Origin of the sequence: Asaia prunellae JCM 25354 (genome assembly GCF_000613885.1) — a bacterium.
Classification (GTDB): Bacteria; Pseudomonadota; Alphaproteobacteria; order Acetobacterales; family Acetobacteraceae; genus Asaia; species Asaia prunellae.
The window spans coordinates 21,280-37,149 of record NZ_BAJV01000014.1 but is presented as its reverse complement, the minus strand read 5'-3'; the positions used below and the strand labels follow the sequence as shown (position 1 = coordinate 37,149).

Genomic DNA, 15,870 nt, shown 5'->3' with positions numbered 1-15,870 from the left:
TGCACCTGTTTACGAACGGGAAAGACCCTTTGTATCTAGCCCCGCCCGTAGAGTGCAAAACGAACAGAAAACGAAAAGGGATTTGAGCTTATGATCACCCGTGAGACCCTGCAGCACCTGCCAGAAGGCGTGTCGGCTCCGTCTTATGATCTCAAGGATATCAAGCCTGGAATCCTGCATTTCGGCGTAGGCAATTTTTTCCGCGCGCACGAAGCCTACTATATCGACAAGATCCTCGGTCTGCCCGGGCAGCATCAGTGGGGTATTGTCGGCGTCGGTCTGACCTCGGGCGAACGCTCCAAAAAAAAGGCTGACGATTTCAAATCCCAGAACTGCCTCTTCTCCCTGACCGAAACAGCCCCGTCAGGTGACAGCAAGCGCAGTGTCATTGGCGCACTCACCGATTACATTCTTGCTCCCGAAAAGCCGGATGCTGTTCTGGACCTGCTCTCCGATCCTTCAATCAGGATCGTCTCCATGACGATCACTGAAGGCGGGTATAACATCAACGAACATACCGGCGATTTCGATCTGGAAAATGCAGATGTTCAGCGGGACCTGGCCAACCCGGAAACGCCCTCAACAATCTTCGGCTATGTCGTTGAGGGACTGCGTCGTCGCCGTGATGCCGGCAACCGGGCCTTTACCATCATGTCTTGTGACAATCTGCGCCATAACGGCAACGTTGCCCGCAAGGCGTTTCTCGGTTTTGCCCGTGCCCGTGATCCCGAACTGGCAAGCTGGATCGAGGCCAATGCGACCTTCCCCAACGCCATGGTTGATCGCATCACGCCGACAGTTTCACCGGCAATCGCTGAACGCCTGAACCGTGAAAGCGGTCTGGATGATCTTCTGCCACTGGTCGCCGAGGATTTCACCCAGTGGGTGATCGAGGATGAATTCGCCGATGGTCGCCCCGCCCTTGAGAAAGCGGGCGTCCAGATGGTCGATGATGTGACCGATTATGAGTTCATGAAGATCCGTATGCTCAACGCATCTCATATCTTCCTGGCATTCTCTGGTTTGCTGCTCGGTTATGATCATATCGATGAATCAATCAACGATCCCGACCTGCGCAAGCTCGTTGAAGCCTATCTGGACACGGATGTCATCCCGACCCTGAAGCTGCTCCGGGAGAAGATCTCGAGAAATACAAGGAATCGGTGATTTCCCGTTTCTCGAACCCCGCCATGGCCGATCAGAACCTGCGTATCGGAAGTGACGGCCAGTCAAAGGTGCAGGTCTTCTGGACCGCCACGATCCAGAATCTGCTCAAGGGCAAGCTGCCAATCGACCGGGTTGCCTACGGCTTGGCCGCCTATCTCGAAATGCTGCGTGGCAAGAACGAAAAGGGGGATAGCTTCGACCCGATCGAGCCGACTTTCACGGAAGAAAGCTGGAAGATTGCCAGAAGCGATAATTTCTCAGCTGGCTTTGACCTCCCTGCCTTTGATGGCTGGCGCAAACTGAATCATGAAGAACTTGACAAAAAAGTGATCGAATTGCGTCATATTATCCGTGAAAAGGGCGTAAAGGCCGCTCTTCCCAACTGAAAAGGGTGCGCGAAAGTCGCACTCATGACAGATTTCTAAGGCAGGCGAGTTTTCCTGTGTCCCAAAGTAACCTATGGGCGTTAGGAAAATCAGACATCACCCGGCTTTCAGCCGGGCCTGCTGGAGAAAGTCATAGTGCTGCGTCGCGACCTCGTAAAAATCGGTGCTGGCCTCTCACTTCTGGGAGCCAGCAAGATAGCCAGGGCAGCGCCCGCTGCCGCGCCACAACCGACGGCATTCGACAACAATACCGTGCGTCTGATCGCACAGAAACTGTCAAAATCGGCTTACAAGGCGCCACAACAATCTCTGCCCAGTGCCATAGACAACCTTAATTTCGATCAGTTTCGCGGTATTGCCTACAAGGAAGAGCGCGCACTGTGGCATGGTCAGAATCTTGCCTTTGATGTGGAATTTTTCCCCCGTGGTTTCCTTTATCGCCCTCGTATCAACATGAACGAGGTGGTGGACGGTCAATCGACTCCGATTGTCTACGATCCCGACATGTTCACCTATCCCGATCCCATGCTGCGCGTAACCGATGATCTGGGCTTTTCAGGCCTGCGTCTGCGTAATGCCATCAACACGCCCAACGTCATGGAAGAGTGCGCCGTCTTCCTTGGCGCTTCCTATTTTCGCGCAGTTGCAAAAGGACAGAATTACGGTCTGTCGGCGCGCGGTTTCGCCAATGGCACAGGTGACCCGAAAGGCGAGGAATTCGCTCTCTTCCGTGAGTTCTGGCTCGAAAAGCCGCGCCCCGGTGTTGATTCCGTCGTTATTCATGCGCTGATGGACAGTCCGTCCGTTGTGGGTGCCTTCCGCTTTACCATTCGCCCCGGTGCCACCACCGTGTTTGACGTACAGTCAAGCTTCTATCCGCGCACCGATATCACCGAAGGCGGCGTGGCAGCCCTGACCGGCATGTTTTATTTCGACGCCAACAACCGTAACCATGTCGATGACTGGCGTCCCGGCGCGCATGACAGCGAAGCACTGCAGATGTGGACTGGCACCGGTGCCCAGCTCTATCGCCCTCTCAACAATCCGGTCGATCTGCAGTTTTCGGCATTTCAGGATGCCAGCCCGCATGGCTTTGGCCTGATGCAGCGTCGTCGTTCCTTCCATGATTTCGAGGATCTGGCGCTGAATTATGAAAAACGCCCGTCACTCTGGATTGAGCCGATCGGCGACTGGGGTGAAGGCGCGGTTGATCTGGTCGAGATTCCGACGCCCAACGAGGTGAATGACAATATTGTCTCGTTCTGGCGCCCCAAGCAGGCCATGCAGGCCGGGCATGAATACGCCTATACCTATCGTATGTACTGGGGCTGGGATACGCCTTGGCCAACTGATCTCGCCCGCGTTGGTGCGACACGCGTCGGCGCCGTGACCGACCATGCCGATGGCCGTATGTTCGTCATCGACTTCACGGGCAAGCCTTTTGAAAACCTGCCGCCAAACGCGGCCTTTCATCTCGTTCCGCAGACCTCGACCGGCTCGATCAAGAATGTCGTTGTCGAGCCCAACCCCGAAATAAAGGGCTGGCGCACGACATTTGAATTCTATCCGGGCAGCGCCAAGCTGGCCGAGCTGACCTGCCAGCTTGCCAATGAGCAGGGACCGATTTCTGAGAAATGGATGTATCGTTGGACGCCGTGAGCAGCCTTACCCGTAAATTTGCCCCTTTCGATGTCCTTCCGGCAGAATCGCCTCTCGAGATGCCGACGCAGAATCTGCGTCAGCGTCCCGAAACGTTCGGGCGTGATCGCACCCCTCCTACCGCACCGCCTTTTCTCTGGCTGCGTCGCCTTCTGGTCATCGGGGGCGCCATCCTGCTGACAGGATGGGGCGCCGTCGAGATGAACCGCGTGCTGAACAGCATGGGCGTCTCCACACTGGGCATCATTGTTCTGGTACTCTTCGTCGTACTTGGCGCCTGGATCTCGCTTTCCTTTACCTCTTCGCTTGCCGGCTTCATTTCCGTGCTGCGCCATGGAGGGCTGGGTCTGGGCATTTCGCGTGATACACCGCTTCCTGCCCTGATGACACGCACCGCGGTGCTCATGCCCACCTATAACGAAGACCCTGACCGGGTTCTCGTCGGTCTGCGCGCCATCCATGACAGTCTGGTCGCCACAGGCCGTATCGATGCTTTCGATTTCTTCATATTGTCCGATACGACCGACCCCGATGTCTGGATCCGCGAAGAGCGGGCCTATCTCGCGTTTGTTGAAGCCGTTTACGGTCAGGGCCGTGTATTCTATCGCCGCCGCCCCAAGAATATTGATCGCAAATCAGGTAATCTTGAGGAATGGGTCAAGCGCTTCGGCGGCGCTTATCAGCAGATGCTGACACTTGATGCCGATTCCGTCATGGATGGTGGCCTTATTGTCCGAACCGTCTCCGCCATGGAGCGACACGAAAACGTCGCCCTCATCCAGACCCTTCCGGTTATTATTGGCGGCAAAACATTATTCGCACGCATGCAGCAGTTTGCCGGTCGCGTTTATGGACCGCTCATCGCCCATGGCATTGCCTGGTGGCATGGCTCGGAAGGCAATTACTGGGGCCATAACGCCGTTATCCGCACACGGGCTTTCGCCGAACAGGCAGGTCTGCCCCATCTTCCGGGGCGCAAGCCTTTCGGCGGGGGTATTCTCAGCCATGATTTCGTTGAGGCCGCTCTCATGCGGCGTGGTGGCTGGGCTATTCACATGATTCCCGGCCTCTTCGGTTCCTATGAAGAGAGCCCACCGTCACTTACCGATGTCGCCATCCGCGACCGGCGCTGGTGTCAGGGCAATCTGCAACACGGCAAGATCGTCCATTCACGGGGGCTGCACTGGGTAAGCCGCATGCATATGATGGTTGGCATCGGCGCCTATATTACCTCACCACTCTGGCTGCTGTTTCTCATGTTCGGCATCCTGATTTCGCTTCAGTCGCATTTCGACAGACCCGAATATTTCGGTGACACCAAAACACTTTATCCGCACTGGCCTCAGGTTGATCCGGTACAGGCCAAATATGTGTTCATCGGCACTATGGCCGTGCTCCTTGCTCCCAAGGCTCTGGCTCTGATCGCCGCACTCTTCGACCGGGCCATGCTTCACAGCTGCGGCGGATTTCTGCGTCTCGTCGCATCAATCCTGCTTGAAACCCTGATCGGCGGCCTTATCGCCCCGATCGCCATGCTGATCCATACCTCTGGCGTGATTTCCATCCTGCGCGGTCGCGATTCCGGCTGGAACGCCCAGAACCGCGATGACGGGCGCGTTTCACTCAAGGAGATTGCACACGGATACTGGATCTATACCGCCTACGGTATAGTCATGGCTGCAGCCGCGTGGTCGGTATCCTTTTCCCTCTTCCTCTGGATGACGCCCGTTCTGCTCGGGCTTGCTCTCGCCATCCCGCTTGCGGCCATGACTGCAAGCCGCGATGTCGGACTCTGGCTGAAGAGCTGGGGGCTGCTTCTCATCCCTGAGGAGACCACCCTGCCTCCCATCCTGCAACTGGCTGCCGAAAACGACCTGCGTCGCACACAGGCCGAAGCCATGCCTGATCGCCCACCCGAGGAGGCATTCGCGGCCCTGCGCAGCAATCCGGATCTGGTAGCTGAACATCGCCGCGCCCTGCCTGCCCCGCGCAAACCCGGCACGGCGATCGACGCCAATCTCGTTGTCGGTCTGCTCAAACTGCGCGAGGCACAATCCGTCACGGAGGCCCTGGCTACCCTGACCCGTCAGGAGAAAGCCGCTGTATTATGCAGTGGCGAGGGGCTCGATCTGGTACTGGCCCTGCCTCACTGAACCTGCATCCAGAGCTTTGCCCTGAACTTATACAGGTAACAGACAATGTTTGCCGGAGGGTGGATCAGTTCCCGTCCTCCCAGCCAGGCAAAAGAAAAAGGCCAGTCCCTGCGGACTGGCCTTTTTCAGCAGTGACCCTGCCTGAGACTTATTTATAAGCCTGGCCGCGTTGCCCTACCTGGGCACAGAGCTGGGTGCGATGGCTCAGATCAAGGCTTGAAACATCAAACGGCACGTTGGTGCTTGTCTGAAGCAGCCCCTGACCACCAAGAGAATAATACTGGTCGTTCTGGACATCCGGACGCTTGGCCAGTTTGCGACCAACAACGCGCAGTGTAGTGCCATGTACCAGGTGATTACGAACGCAATAGCTTGCAAGTCCTGCCAGATTACCGGCCTTTGCAGAATCGAGTGAGGGCAGGCCGTAAGTATCCAGTACACCGGGCGTTGCTGCGGTCGAAACGGTATTGCTTACCTGTGACCCACCAACAGACTGCATGACATTGGTCCGAGCTTGCGGGGCACCGTCACGATTTACGGGAACCGATCCTGCAGGCATGACGGTGGACTGGGTGCCAGGCGCAACAGCAGGGGCCGGAGCCTGCTGGGCATGAGCTGCACCAACGAAAACAAGGCTGCACAGAGCGGTCAGGCCGAGGCAAGTACGTGAGAACATGATAACTATCCTTTGTGTGCTCTTCTTCAGACCCCGTTCTCAAAACGGGGGCCGTTAAAACGCTTTCTCCCGGAGCTCAATGTCAGGATGAAGGACGTGTCCTTTTGTAACCTGCGAAGCGGGCACCGGTTTGTTCTTCTATCGAAACTTTGAGAAAACAGGCATTTAGTGCGTTGAGGCGTACGCTGTTCTGCCGCACTCTACGGGCTTTGTTTCTGCATAACTGCAAGGCCCTTTATGATTCCTCCACCCCCCGGCGTATTCCGCACTCGATCACTCAACTTGGGCGTATCAGACAGGATGATTATGCTGGATGAAGGACGAAAACTGGCAGAAAGTACTGCGCGATCCCTCTCTCCTGCGCCCTGATATTGCGCAGGCTCTGAGAGAAGAGAACGCCTATACCGAGCATTGCCTTGCAGAAATGGCATCCCTGCGTGAAATCCTGCTCAACGAAATGATCGGGCGTATTCCGCCTGCGGAAGATTCCGTGCCGTGGCCTGATGGCGAATGGCTTTATTTTTCGCGTTTTGCCAAAGACGCTCAACACCCTGTCTATCTGCGTCGTCCCCGTGCCGGGGGAGAGGAGCAGGTTCTGCTCGATATTAATGCGCTCGCGAAGGAACATGCTTATTTCGCACTGGCCGCTACACGCCATTCTGACGATCACCGCGTGTTCGTCTATGCTGCCGATACACAGGGATCAGAGGTCTATCGTCTGCACAGCATCGACCTTGATACAGGCAGGGCCTATGCCCCAGAGGTCGAGAGCGCGGCGGGCAGCTTTGTTATCTCACCTGACAACCAGTGGCTGTTCTGGGTCTATCGCGACGACAACGGTCGCCCGTCACGCGTCTATCGCCGCCCTCTTGCCGGGGGGGAAGACGTGCTGGTGTTCGACGAACCGGATTCAGGTTTCTTCGTCAGCCTGAATGTCACGGCGTCACGCAAATGGATCCTGATCGAACGCGGCGACCATGATACCAGTGAGACGCTTCTCATTCCGGCCAACGAGCCAACACAGGCGCCAAAGGTTGCCTCGCCTCTGGTACGGGGAGAGCGCTATACGCTCACACACTGGAATGACCGTTTTATCGTTCTGACCAATACAGACGGTGCAATCGATTTCCAGTTCATGCAGACCCCCGATGACGCCCCCTCGCGCGAGAACTGGACATCTTTCGTACCCCATGAATCAGGGCGTTTCCTGCTCGGTGCCGCTGCCAGCAAGGAACATCTCGCCTGGTCTGAGCGGGTAAATGGCAATATCGAGATCCACGTCACACGATACGATTCACAAGGTAATATCCGTGCCCAGGCCAGAACCATCGGCATGAAAGAAGAGGCTTTTGACCTCTCACTGCTCGGCTTTCTGGAATATGGCGATACAACCCTGCGCTATATCTATGAGTCGCCAACCACACCGGCCCATTGGTACGACGTCGACATGGCGACCGGGGCGCAGACTCTCCAGAAGATCCGCGAAATCCCCTCAGGTCATGACCCGGAACTTTACGAAACACGCCGGCTTTTTGCCCGTGCGCAGGATGGGGCCGAAATTCCCATCACAGTACTCAAGCGCCGCAATACGCCTTGTGACGGCACGGCGCCGCTCCTGCTTTACGGTTACGGGTCCTATGGAATCTCCATGGAATCAGGATTCAGTACCTCGGTCTTCAGCCTGGTCGATCGGGGCTGGGTCTACGCCGTCGCCCATGTCCGCGGTGGTTCCGAAAAAGGCTGGGACTGGTTCCTGAAAGGACGGGGCAGAGACAAGCCCAACAGCTTCACTGATTTTGTCACATGTGGACGCCATCTTGCCGCGCAGGGTTATGGCAGGGAAGGTCGCATCGTTGCCCATGGCGGCTCGGCAGGCGGATTGCTGATGGGAGCCGTGGCCAATCTGGCGCCAGATCTTTTTGCGGGTATTGCCGCACAGGTGCCGTTTGTCGATGTCCTCAATACAATGTCAGACGACAGTCTCCCGCTCACGCCACCCGAATGGCCTGAATGGGGCAACCCTCTGGAAGATCCGGACGCCTATGATCTGATCGCCAGCTATTCGCCCTATGACAATATCAGGGCCGTTACCTATCCGCCGGTTCTGGCCATGGGTGGACTGTCAGACCCGCGTGTCACCTATTGGGAGCCTGCGAAATGGATTGCGAAGCTGCGCGAGGTCGCTCAGGGCGGTCCCTTCCTGTGCCGCATCAATATGGATGCCGGTCATGGAGGCTCCTCCGGCCGGTTCAAACGACTCGAAGAAGTTGCCTATGTGCAGGGTTTTGCCCTGTGGGCCATGGCACGTCGCCCATTATAAGAGGAATGAAATTACCCGGTCCTGTATGGACCGGGCCTAGTCATCGCTCTCACTGGGCGGACGGGGACGAATGGCGGTGCAGAGCGGAGGCAGCTTCGGATCGGCCTCACTCTTCGTACGGCACAGCCTGCGTGCATCAGTGCCACAGACCTCGATCGTTTCCTCAAAATCCGACTCGAGCACATCCCGTGCTACGGCTGCATCCTGATTACTGCTATCCGTATCCTGATTGGCTACGATCTTCTGCGTCTTGTGCAACTCTTTCAGGGCCTCGACACAGGCATCACTGGCTGAATCAGGATCAGTCTGAAGCACGGCGAGAATCCGGTTGAGTACGGAGGCCGGATCGTTTTTCAGATGAGGCGCAGCCTGGGCCGCAAGAGGAAGACCTATCAGGAGAGTGGCCAGAACAGGCAGAGCTTTCTTCATAAAACCAGGATAATTCCGTTTTCCTCCTTTGAAAACGTCCAAAATACGGGGTTCAGCCTGCAGGAAACGCAGCAAAGAGTTGACTCCCGCCAAGGTGGTGAGTATTCCGACCACCACTCGCGGGCGCGACGCCCGTTCGTCATGCATGGCCCGGGAAGCAAATTATCATGAAGATCCGTAACAGCCTCAAATCTGCAAAGATCCGCGACAAGGACTGCCGCGTGGTTCGCCGTCGTGGCCGCGTTTATGTCATCAACAAGAAGAACCCGCGTATGAAAGCACGCCAGGGCTAATATTCTGTTGATGCCGGAACGGCGCTTTCGGCCCGTTTTGACGCATTGCACGGCCCTCTATCGGGCCGTCGTCAGGCCGTGTCTGCTTTTCAGCAGCACGGCTTTTGTCGTTTTGGCATTCTTTCCTGCCTGCGCTGCCCCCGCTGTCTCCTCCCGGGACGGTGTTACTGCTCCCCCGGCCAGAACCTCTCCCTCAGCCAGGCCAAAAGCCGACCTGTTACGCGAAACAAGCAAAGCCCTGCGTACCGCGAAAACCGCCACGGAAGCCCGGGCTCTCGAAAGACGTGCCGAAACACTGCGCAGAAAGGCCTTTCTGCCAGTACGCGCCTTTTGCTTGAAAATGCTGACTCCAACCTCAAGGCGCATGATTATCGCAAGGCTGAAGCCGCCATAAGCAATGCACTTGTGCTTCAGCCAGACAAGGCATTCATCCGTCGCGGCCGGGCGCGGGTACGATACGCCGCTGGAGATTTCGAAGGGGCCATCAGTGATCTTGGCGTTGCTTTGCAGAAAGATCCGGACGACCCGATTTCATGGCAGCTTCTCTCTCAGATAGAAGAGGAACGCCACGATATGAAAGCAGCTCTTGCTGCAGCACAACAGGTGCTTGTCGTGGACCCTCTGGCCAGTAAAGGTATCAAACGTGTGAAGACTTTGCAGGCAGTCATAGATGGACGTCCGATTTAAAGCGTGTCTCTTTCTAAAACTCTGCTGCGTCTGCGCTGTTTGATCAAGCAAGAGACCTAAAAGGAGAATTCGATGTTCAAGAAGAACAAAGCCCAGGTCACCGAACTGACGGCTCCGGAAGAAGGCAAGAAAGGCTGCTGCATCAGCAAGATGTGCAACTCCGCCAAACCGCAGACAAAGGAAGCCATTCTTGGTGGCCTCACTTTTCTAAGCATGTTTGGCCCCAAGAAGCTTCGTCCGCACTTGCAGCATGCTCTGGCCGTCATTGCCATTGTCACTTTTGTAGTCAAGGCCATCAAGCCGAAACGCGAAGACAAGACTGCCTGACTTTTCTGGAGCTCCGCTCCAGATCCGCCAAAGGAATCCCACCCTTTGGCGGCCGACCAATAGCAGAGCTGTCCCTTTTCCATGAGCAGTCCCGCGGCGCTTCATATCTCCTTTACAGAAAAGAAATAGGATCGATGTCGATGTCGATCCGTTGATGAGTCGTCAGTTTGATGCCTTCAAGCCACTGGCGCAGGATGGGCTGTACAGCCACATTACGCCGTGTGCGCAGAAGCAGGCGGCGACGATGGCGCCCCCGTAAAACAGCCAGAGGGGCCGGAGCCGGACCAAGCACCTGTGTACCGGGCAGGTCGGGAGCCTGGCACCAAGCTGAGCGGCAAGACGATCAGCAGAATCGGCAGAATCGGCGCTCACAATCAGCGCGGCAAGGCGCCCGTAAGGAGGCCAGAATCCCGGCCTTCTCTGTGCTGATTCCTGCTCCATGAAAGCCTGATAATCATTTGATACAAGAGCTTTCATTACAGGGTGATCTCCCAGATAGCTCTGCAGCAGCACCGTACCAGGCTTGTCGGCACGACCGGCACGACCGGATACCTGATGCAGAAGCTGCACTGTACGCTCAGCGGCGCGCAGATCCCCCCCACCGAGCCCGAGATCCGCATCAACGACGCTACAAGCGTCAGATCAGGAAAGTGCCATCCTTTGGCGACAATCTGTGTGCCGATCACCAGATCAATTTCGTGATCGCTGATCCGACGTACCGCCTCAGCCGTTGCCGAGGGCGAGCCGAGGGTATCGGAAGCCATGACCAGAATACGCGCCTCAGGGAAATGCAACCGGGCCTCTTCATGGACACGCTCGATACCAGGGCCGATGGCCACAAGGCTGGATTCAGCCTCACAGGCAGGGCAGGTCTCAGGCAGGGCTTCATGATGACCACAATGATGACAGGTCAGAATCTGTCGCGCACGATGCTCGACCAGCCAGGCAGAACAGTTCGGGCACTCCATGCGATGACCACAGGCACGACATAGGGTAAGCGGCGCATAACCACGACGATTCAGGAACAGCATGGCTTGTTCCTGACGGTCGAAGGTCGCCTTGACTGCCTCAATCAGCTGAGGCGAAAGAAACTGCCCCCGATCAGGTGGCGCACGACGCATATCAACCAGACAGACATCAGGCAGGGTCGCACTGCCATGACGGCGATGCAGGGTGACATGCTCGTACCGACCGTTTTCTACATTGGTCAGTGTTTCCAGACTGGGCGTGGCCGAAACCAGAATCGCGGGCACGTCGGAGAGGCGCGCGCGCACGATGGCCATATCCCGACCATGATAGGTAACACCCTCCTCCTGCTTGAAAGCCGATTCATGTTCTTCATCGACAATGATGAGCCAAGAGCAGGGAAAGGCAGAAACAGGGCCGAGCGCGCACCAACGACAACAGCAGCCTCTCCCCGGGCGATAGCATGCCAGGTCTCACGGCGTTTCCTGCCACCGAGTTCCGAATGCCATAACGCAGGCTGAACTCCGAAACGGCGCGCGAAACGGTCGGTCCACTGGGTGGAAAGAGCAATTTCAGGCAACAGAACCAGACATTGCCGGCCCGCGGCCAGACAGGCGGCAATCGCTTCAAAATAGACTTCCGTCTTGCCCGATCCGGTCACACCCTCCAGCAGAGTGACACCAAAACGATGCGCCCTGACCCCTTCAGCCAGATGGGTGGCCGCTTCACGCTGCTCTTCTGACAGCACAGGAGGATGAAAGGCCGCATCAGGAGGCGCAAAAAGGGGCTCCACAGCAAGCGGCACCTCCTGCAGGACACCCACAGCCGCCAGACCGCGCAGAACCGCTGATGAAACACCCGTGTTCTCTGTAAGAGTTGCGGTCGAAAGGGGTCTATCGCTCACAACGTCGAGTACTCGTTGACGGGCCTCGGTCAATCGCACACTGGCAGGATCGGTATCCCCCCTGATCCAGCCAAGCTGTACACGTGCAGGCTGGGTATGACGCGCACGAATGGCCATGGCGAGCACCAGACCTGGCGGGGTAAGCGTATAGGCAGCCAACCAGTCGATGAACCGTCTGAGGTCAGACGGAACTGCCGGTATGTCGAGCCGACCCAGAAGCGGCTTCAACCGGGCAAGAGAGACCTCTTTGGGTACCACCGGGGCGAAATCGGCTGGCACATCGCTCTGCATGTCCCATACACAGCCTGTTACTTCACGACGTCCCAATGGAACACTGACCAGGTCACCGGGCATGACAGCGCCTTCAGGCGCCAGATAATCAAGCGCCGAGGGAAAGGGCAAAGGCAACAGAATGCTCACGCGCACCGCTCTCTCGCCATCTGTCGTCAGCTTCTTTAAGCTTGGTTCCGTCATGCCTGCTGAGCGCCCCTTCCTGTCCTGCCCTCTTAACCGAGACGAGGTCCGCCGTCATGCAGATGCATGAATGTCTCGAAAACTGGCTGGATTGGCTGGCGCATGAAAAACGCGCCCGTCCGAATACGGTCCAGGCCTACCGCACTGATGTAACCGCAACTCTCTCTTTTCTGACCGATCACCTCGGCCAGGAGCCCGATCTTGACGCCTTTTCCGCTCTGCGTACTGCCGATTTCCGTGCCTGGCTGGCCTATGATGCCGGCAGGGCAGAAGGGCGGCGCGGAACGCCGGATGGTCGCGCCCGTTCACGCGCCAGACGGGTCTCGGCATTACGATCTTTCATGCAATACCTCACTACCTCTCACGGTATAAATGCCTCTGCCCTGCGTCAGCTCAAAGCGCCCAGGGCCAGAAAGCGCCTGCCACGTCCCCTGTCACGTGATGTGGCATGCACAGCACCTGTGGAAATAGCCTCACTGGCCAACGATCCGCTCTGCGCCGCACGGGACGAAGCTCTTTTTACCCTGCTCTATGGAGCCGGGCTGCGTATAGGCGAAGCTCTGGCCCTGAATGTGCGCGACTATGACCGGTCAGCAGAAAGCGGTCTACGTGTCATGGGAAAGGGCGGCAAGGAACGTATTGTCCCGCTCCTTCCGAGCGTCATGAAAGCTCTCTCAATGTGGCGGGCACAGCATCCCTGCCCTCTGCCGGAATCGCCTCTGTTCGTGGGGTTGCGTGGTAAACGCCTGCAACCTGCGGTGGCAAGACGGGTAATGCAGGTCTGGCGCGAACAGAGCGGGCTGGACAACAGCGCCACGCCCCATGCCCTGAGACATTCCTTTGCGACTCATCTTCTTGAAGGTGGTGCCGATCTGCGCGCCATACAGGAACTTCTGGGACATGCCAGTCTTTCCACGACCCAGAACTACACGCTGGCTGACGAAAAACATCTCCTTGCCGTCTGGCAGGCCCACCCACGCGCGAGGAAATAAAAAGATGCTGCGTTCCACCTGTGCCTTGCTAACCTTCATTATAGTCGGGTCACTCTCCTCAACCGCCACGGCCTCCAACTGCACGCCTGACCATATCGCCGATATTCCGCTGCATAATGACGGGCTGTTTCTCAACGCGCCTGTCGTACTCGACGGGCGTCAGGCACGTTTCATTCTTGATACCGGATCAGAAGGCAGCCTCATCATCCTGAAGCGGCTGCGGCCTTGCATCTGACCCCGGACCCGACCCATGCAACCGTCATCCAGGGACCGAACGGGCGCGGGCAACTCGCTCCGAACATGCTGATACGCGCCCTGTCAATCGGCTCGATTCCTCTGGGACAACGGTCTATTCCTCTTGGTGCCTTGCCGGGTCTGCCCATCCTGACCCCCCCCATCGCGGGTCTTATGGGTGTGGATCTGCTCCGGCATTTCGATATCGAATTCGACGTTCCTCATCGACGTCTCATTCTGTGGCGGCCAGCCCTGCATGACCCGAAATGTACTGCCTTACCTGCCTGGCCAGAGGGCTATACGACCCTGAACGCCCGGCGTGAGGGAACGAGGCTCAGCCTTTCCTTCACGCTCGATGGCCATAAAGCGTTGCCCTGATCGATAGCGGCGCCCGTTCCCATATCCTGTCACGACATTTTGCCCATGGTATGGGCATTACAGATGACATTCTTCGGCAGGATCAGGGAGGCGTAACCAGTGGTGTCGATCTCAATGCACGATGGTATCACTGGCATCGTTTTCACGCGCTGCATCTCGACGAAGAAAAGCCAGGCAAGGGAAATCCGCTCTGGAAAGATCCGGTGCTGACTGTTTCGGATATGCGTGACAATGTGGATATGCTGCTTGGTGCGGACTGGTTTGCCCAGCATGATATCTGGATTTCGCTCAGCACAGGACATGTCTGGGTGCGCTGAGACAGCCAGTTAGGCTGGTACCTCTTGTCAGGAAAAAGGTCCCATGGTGGAGCTGAGGGGAATCGAACCCCTGACCTCCTCATTGCGAACGAGGCGCTCTCCCATCTGAGCTACAGCCCCACGGAACGCACAGACGCTACAGGGTTTCGATCCAAAGTCAAGATTGTCATGTCCGGCAAGGATGGCCGAGTTGTGTGAGCGGCCAGCAAAGCGCTAGGATGCAGGAATTATCTATTTTGCAGAGAGACCAGACTTGCTGATCGTCACCCTTTACAACATCCTCATGATGCTGATTCAGCTCTTTACCTGGGCACTGATCCTGTACTGCGTCATGAGCATGCTGCTGGGTTTCAGAATTCTGGATCCTGGTAATCGTCTTGTCTACAATGTGGCTGTTTTTCTCGGACGCATTGTCGAGCCCGTCCTCAACCCGGTACGCTCTATCCTGCCCCAGTTTGGCGCTCTCGATCTAAGCCTCTGGTCGTGCTTCTGGCACTACAATATCTCGTCGTGCCGGCCCTGCATCATCTTCTTCTGATGTCCCTGCAATCACACTACTGACGCCCGCCCTTCCAGGCCTGCGGGAATACCATTCTGACCGTCTTCATATCCTGCGACACAGGATATGAAGGGAGATGCCAGTTCCTGGCTCAATCAGCCACATCGCCAAGTTCGTTCCAGCCCAGCTTTGCCGAAATCTGGGAAGCAGTCTGCCTGATCTGGGAGGCAAGGGCCTTCATTCGCATGAGGGGCATCTCACTCGCACGCTCTGTCACACTGATCGAGGCTACAATTACACCAGTCGTATCGCGTACAGGGGCCGCGACACAATGGATGCCAATCTCGTCATCTTCCAGATCAAACACGCAGTCAGAGGCGCGGTAATGCCGCATGCGATTGATCCAGCTCGGCAAACCGGCAGGCATATGGCGGTAGCTTGTTCGGTAAAGCCGTGCCCAGTCACTTTCTGTCTCATCAAGTATCAGGGCACGCCCCGTACCTGTACGGGCAAGGGGTATGTGCTGACCCATACGGGTACGCAAAGCGAGCGGGCGGCGCCCCTCAAGGCGCATGAGATAGAGAACATGACTATCGGAACGCACCCCGAGATGAACCATCTTTCCCGTCGCCTCATTCAGACTCCGCAGCATGGGGGCAGCAAGACCAAGAAGAGGTGAAGCCGTCTGAGCCTGAGCAGTCAGCGTGGTAAGCTTCTCGCCAAGACCGTAACGTCCGCTCGATTTGAGACGCAACCAGCCCTGCTGCAACAGAGCCGCAGTGAGACGCTGCGTCGTACTGCGTGTACACCCGATTTCAAGCGCCAGTTCGGAAAGCGTATCGACACCGGCCTTGACGGCCAGAATGATTGAGAGACCACGGCCGAGCGTCTGCGTGCCCTGAGGCCAATCTTGATCCGAATATGCCATGTGCCGCTCCATCTCGTCATGAACGGTGCCTTGGAGATCTTAAGGGCTTCGCGTTCGATCCTAAGGTTCAGATTGCTCCGC

At 57.0% G+C, this 15,870-nt stretch carries 14 protein-coding genes, 1 tRNA gene and 3 pseudogenes; 12 read left to right on the top strand and 6 right to left on the bottom strand.

Annotated features, from left to right (window positions below):
- Window positions 1–90: 90 nt before the first annotated feature.
- From JCM25354_RS18710 to mdoH, 3 genes and pseudogenes are all read left to right on the top strand, one after another.
- Window positions 91–1,553, top strand: a pseudogene (locus JCM25354_RS18710) (mannitol dehydrogenase family protein).
- A gap of 135 nt (window positions 1,554–1,688) precedes the next feature.
- Window positions 1,689–3,212, top strand: coding sequence for a glucan biosynthesis protein (locus tag JCM25354_RS12080; protein ID WP_025886199.1), 1,524 nt, complete (start codon window positions 1,689–1,691; stop codon window positions 3,210–3,212).
- Complete coding sequence (mdoH, locus tag JCM25354_RS12075) at window positions 3,188–5,365, top strand: glucans biosynthesis glucosyltransferase MdoH (RefSeq protein ID WP_025886198.1); 2,178 nt, start codon at window positions 3,188–3,190, stop codon at window positions 5,363–5,365. The genes JCM25354_RS12080 and mdoH overlap by 25 nt, the downstream gene beginning before the upstream one ends.
- A 148-nt stretch (window positions 5,366–5,513) precedes the next feature.
- Here the strand turns inward: mdoH and JCM25354_RS12070 are convergent, their stop codons facing one another.
- The gene (locus JCM25354_RS12070) at window positions 5,514–6,041 is read right to left on the bottom strand and encodes a DUF2501 domain-containing protein (protein ID WP_025886197.1); all 528 of its coding nucleotides are present in this window, start codon (window positions 6,039–6,041) and stop codon (window positions 5,514–5,516) included.
- Between the two features lie 209 nt (window positions 6,042–6,250).
- Between JCM25354_RS12070 and JCM25354_RS18705 the strand changes: the two are divergent.
- A pseudogene (locus tag JCM25354_RS18705) lies at window positions 6,251–8,361 on the top strand (S9 family peptidase).
- 36 nt (window positions 8,362–8,397) lie between these two features.
- Here the strand turns inward: JCM25354_RS18705 and JCM25354_RS18700 are convergent.
- A complete protein-coding gene (locus JCM25354_RS18700; protein WP_035447710.1) occupies window positions 8,398–8,790 on the bottom strand; it encodes a hypothetical protein in 393 nt (130 codons plus the stop codon).
- A gap of 167 nt (window positions 8,791–8,957) precedes the next feature.
- Here JCM25354_RS18700 and ykgO point away from each other — a divergent pair, with 167 nt between their 5' ends.
- Window positions 8,958–9,083: a type B 50S ribosomal protein L36 gene (gene ykgO / locus JCM25354_RS12055; protein WP_025886195.1), complete on the top strand. Its 126-nt coding sequence runs from the start codon at window positions 8,958–8,960 to the stop codon at window positions 9,081–9,083.
- A 57-nt stretch (window positions 9,084–9,140) separates the two neighbouring features.
- Here ykgO and JCM25354_RS21400 read toward each other — a convergent pair whose 3' ends face one another.
- Complete coding sequence (locus tag JCM25354_RS21400; RefSeq protein ID WP_159103495.1) at window positions 9,141–9,344, bottom strand: hypothetical protein; 204 nt, start codon at window positions 9,342–9,344, stop codon at window positions 9,141–9,143.
- A gap of 69 nt (window positions 9,345–9,413) precedes the next feature.
- On the opposite strand from JCM25354_RS21400, the gene JCM25354_RS21395 reads away from it, so the two are divergent.
- Together JCM25354_RS21395 and JCM25354_RS12045 are read left to right on the top strand one after the other, a co-directional pair.
- Complete coding sequence (locus tag JCM25354_RS21395) at window positions 9,414–9,770, top strand: tetratricopeptide repeat protein (RefSeq protein ID WP_051537394.1); 357 nt, start codon at window positions 9,414–9,416, stop codon at window positions 9,768–9,770.
- A gap of 72 nt (window positions 9,771–9,842) precedes the next feature.
- On the top strand, window positions 9,843–10,097 hold the full coding sequence (locus JCM25354_RS12045) for a hypothetical protein (RefSeq protein WP_025886194.1): 255 nt from the start codon (window positions 9,843–9,845) through the stop codon (window positions 10,095–10,097).
- 112 nt (window positions 10,098–10,209) lie between these two features.
- On the opposite strand, the pseudogene JCM25354_RS18690 reads toward JCM25354_RS12045, so the two are convergent.
- Window positions 10,210–12,441, bottom strand: a pseudogene (locus JCM25354_RS18690) (primosomal protein N').
- A 56-nt stretch (window positions 12,442–12,497) separates the two neighbouring features.
- Between JCM25354_RS18690 and JCM25354_RS12035 the strand changes: the two are divergent.
- The 4 genes from JCM25354_RS12035 to JCM25354_RS20280 are packed head-to-tail and all read left to right on the top strand — an operon-like array spanning window position 12,498 to window position 14,362.
- Entirely contained in the window at window positions 12,498–13,433 is a 936-nt protein-coding gene (locus tag JCM25354_RS12035; protein ID WP_025886193.1) for a tyrosine recombinase XerC, read from the top strand.
- A 4-nt stretch (window positions 13,434–13,437) separates the two neighbouring features.
- Window positions 13,438–13,668 carry a hypothetical protein gene (locus tag JCM25354_RS20290; RefSeq protein ID WP_051537393.1) on the top strand — a complete coding sequence of 77 codons (231 nt, stop codon included), beginning with the start codon at window positions 13,438–13,440 and terminating at the stop codon, window positions 13,666–13,668.
- A complete protein-coding gene (locus tag JCM25354_RS20285; protein ID WP_051537392.1) occupies window positions 13,659–14,045 on the top strand; it encodes a hypothetical protein in 387 nt (128 codons plus the stop codon). The genes JCM25354_RS20290 and JCM25354_RS20285 overlap by 10 nt, the downstream gene beginning before the upstream one ends.
- A 50-nt stretch (window positions 14,046–14,095) precedes the next feature.
- Window positions 14,096–14,362, top strand: a complete 267-nt coding sequence (locus tag JCM25354_RS20280; RefSeq protein ID WP_051537391.1) for a hypothetical protein — start codon at window positions 14,096–14,098, stop codon at window positions 14,360–14,362.
- Between the two features lie 44 nt (window positions 14,363–14,406).
- Here JCM25354_RS20280 and JCM25354_RS12025 read toward each other — a convergent pair.
- Window positions 14,407–14,482 (bottom strand) — tRNA-Ala (locus JCM25354_RS12025).
- Window positions 14,483–14,615: 133 nt separating this feature from the next.
- Between JCM25354_RS12025 and JCM25354_RS18680 the strand changes: the two genes are divergently transcribed.
- Window positions 14,616–14,900 carry a YggT family protein gene (locus JCM25354_RS18680; RefSeq protein WP_243444055.1) on the top strand — a complete coding sequence of 95 codons (285 nt, stop codon included), beginning with the start codon at window positions 14,616–14,618 and terminating at the stop codon, window positions 14,898–14,900.
- Between the two features lie 112 nt (window positions 14,901–15,012).
- Here JCM25354_RS18680 and JCM25354_RS12015 read toward each other — a convergent pair whose 3' ends face one another.
- On the bottom strand, window positions 15,013–15,789 hold the full coding sequence (locus tag JCM25354_RS12015; protein WP_051537390.1) for an IclR family transcriptional regulator: 777 nt from the start codon (window positions 15,787–15,789) through the stop codon (window positions 15,013–15,015).
- Window positions 15,790–15,870: the final 81 nt, after the last annotated feature.

Bases quoted from the DNA above. Each gene is read 5' to 3' on its own strand.
- JCM25354_RS12045 (WP_025886194.1), top strand. From the start codon at position 9,843: ATGTTCAAGAAGAACAAAGCCCAGGTCACCGAACTGACGGCTCCGGAA.
- JCM25354_RS12035 (WP_025886193.1), top strand. From the start codon at position 12,498: ATGCAGATGCATGAATGTCTCGAAAACTGGCTGGATTGGCTGGCGCAT.
- mdoH (WP_025886198.1), top strand. From the start codon at position 3,188: ATGGATGTATCGTTGGACGCCGTGAGCAGCCTTACCCGTAAATTTGCC.
- JCM25354_RS12070 (WP_025886197.1), bottom strand. From the start codon at position 6,041: ATGTTCTCACGTACTTGCCTCGGCCTGACCGCTCTGTGCAGCCTTGTT.
- ykgO (WP_025886195.1), top strand. From the start codon at position 8,958: ATGAAGATCCGTAACAGCCTCAAATCTGCAAAGATCCGCGACAAGGAC.
- JCM25354_RS20280 (WP_051537391.1), top strand. From the start codon at position 14,096: ATGGGCATTACAGATGACATTCTTCGGCAGGATCAGGGAGGCGTAACC.
- JCM25354_RS18700 (WP_035447710.1), bottom strand. From the start codon at position 8,790: ATGAAGAAAGCTCTGCCTGTTCTGGCCACTCTCCTGATAGGTCTTCCT.
- JCM25354_RS20290 (WP_051537393.1), top strand. From the start codon at position 13,438: ATGCTGCGTTCCACCTGTGCCTTGCTAACCTTCATTATAGTCGGGTCA.
- JCM25354_RS12015 (WP_051537390.1), bottom strand. From the start codon at position 15,789: ATGGCATATTCGGATCAAGATTGGCCTCAGGGCACGCAGACGCTCGGC.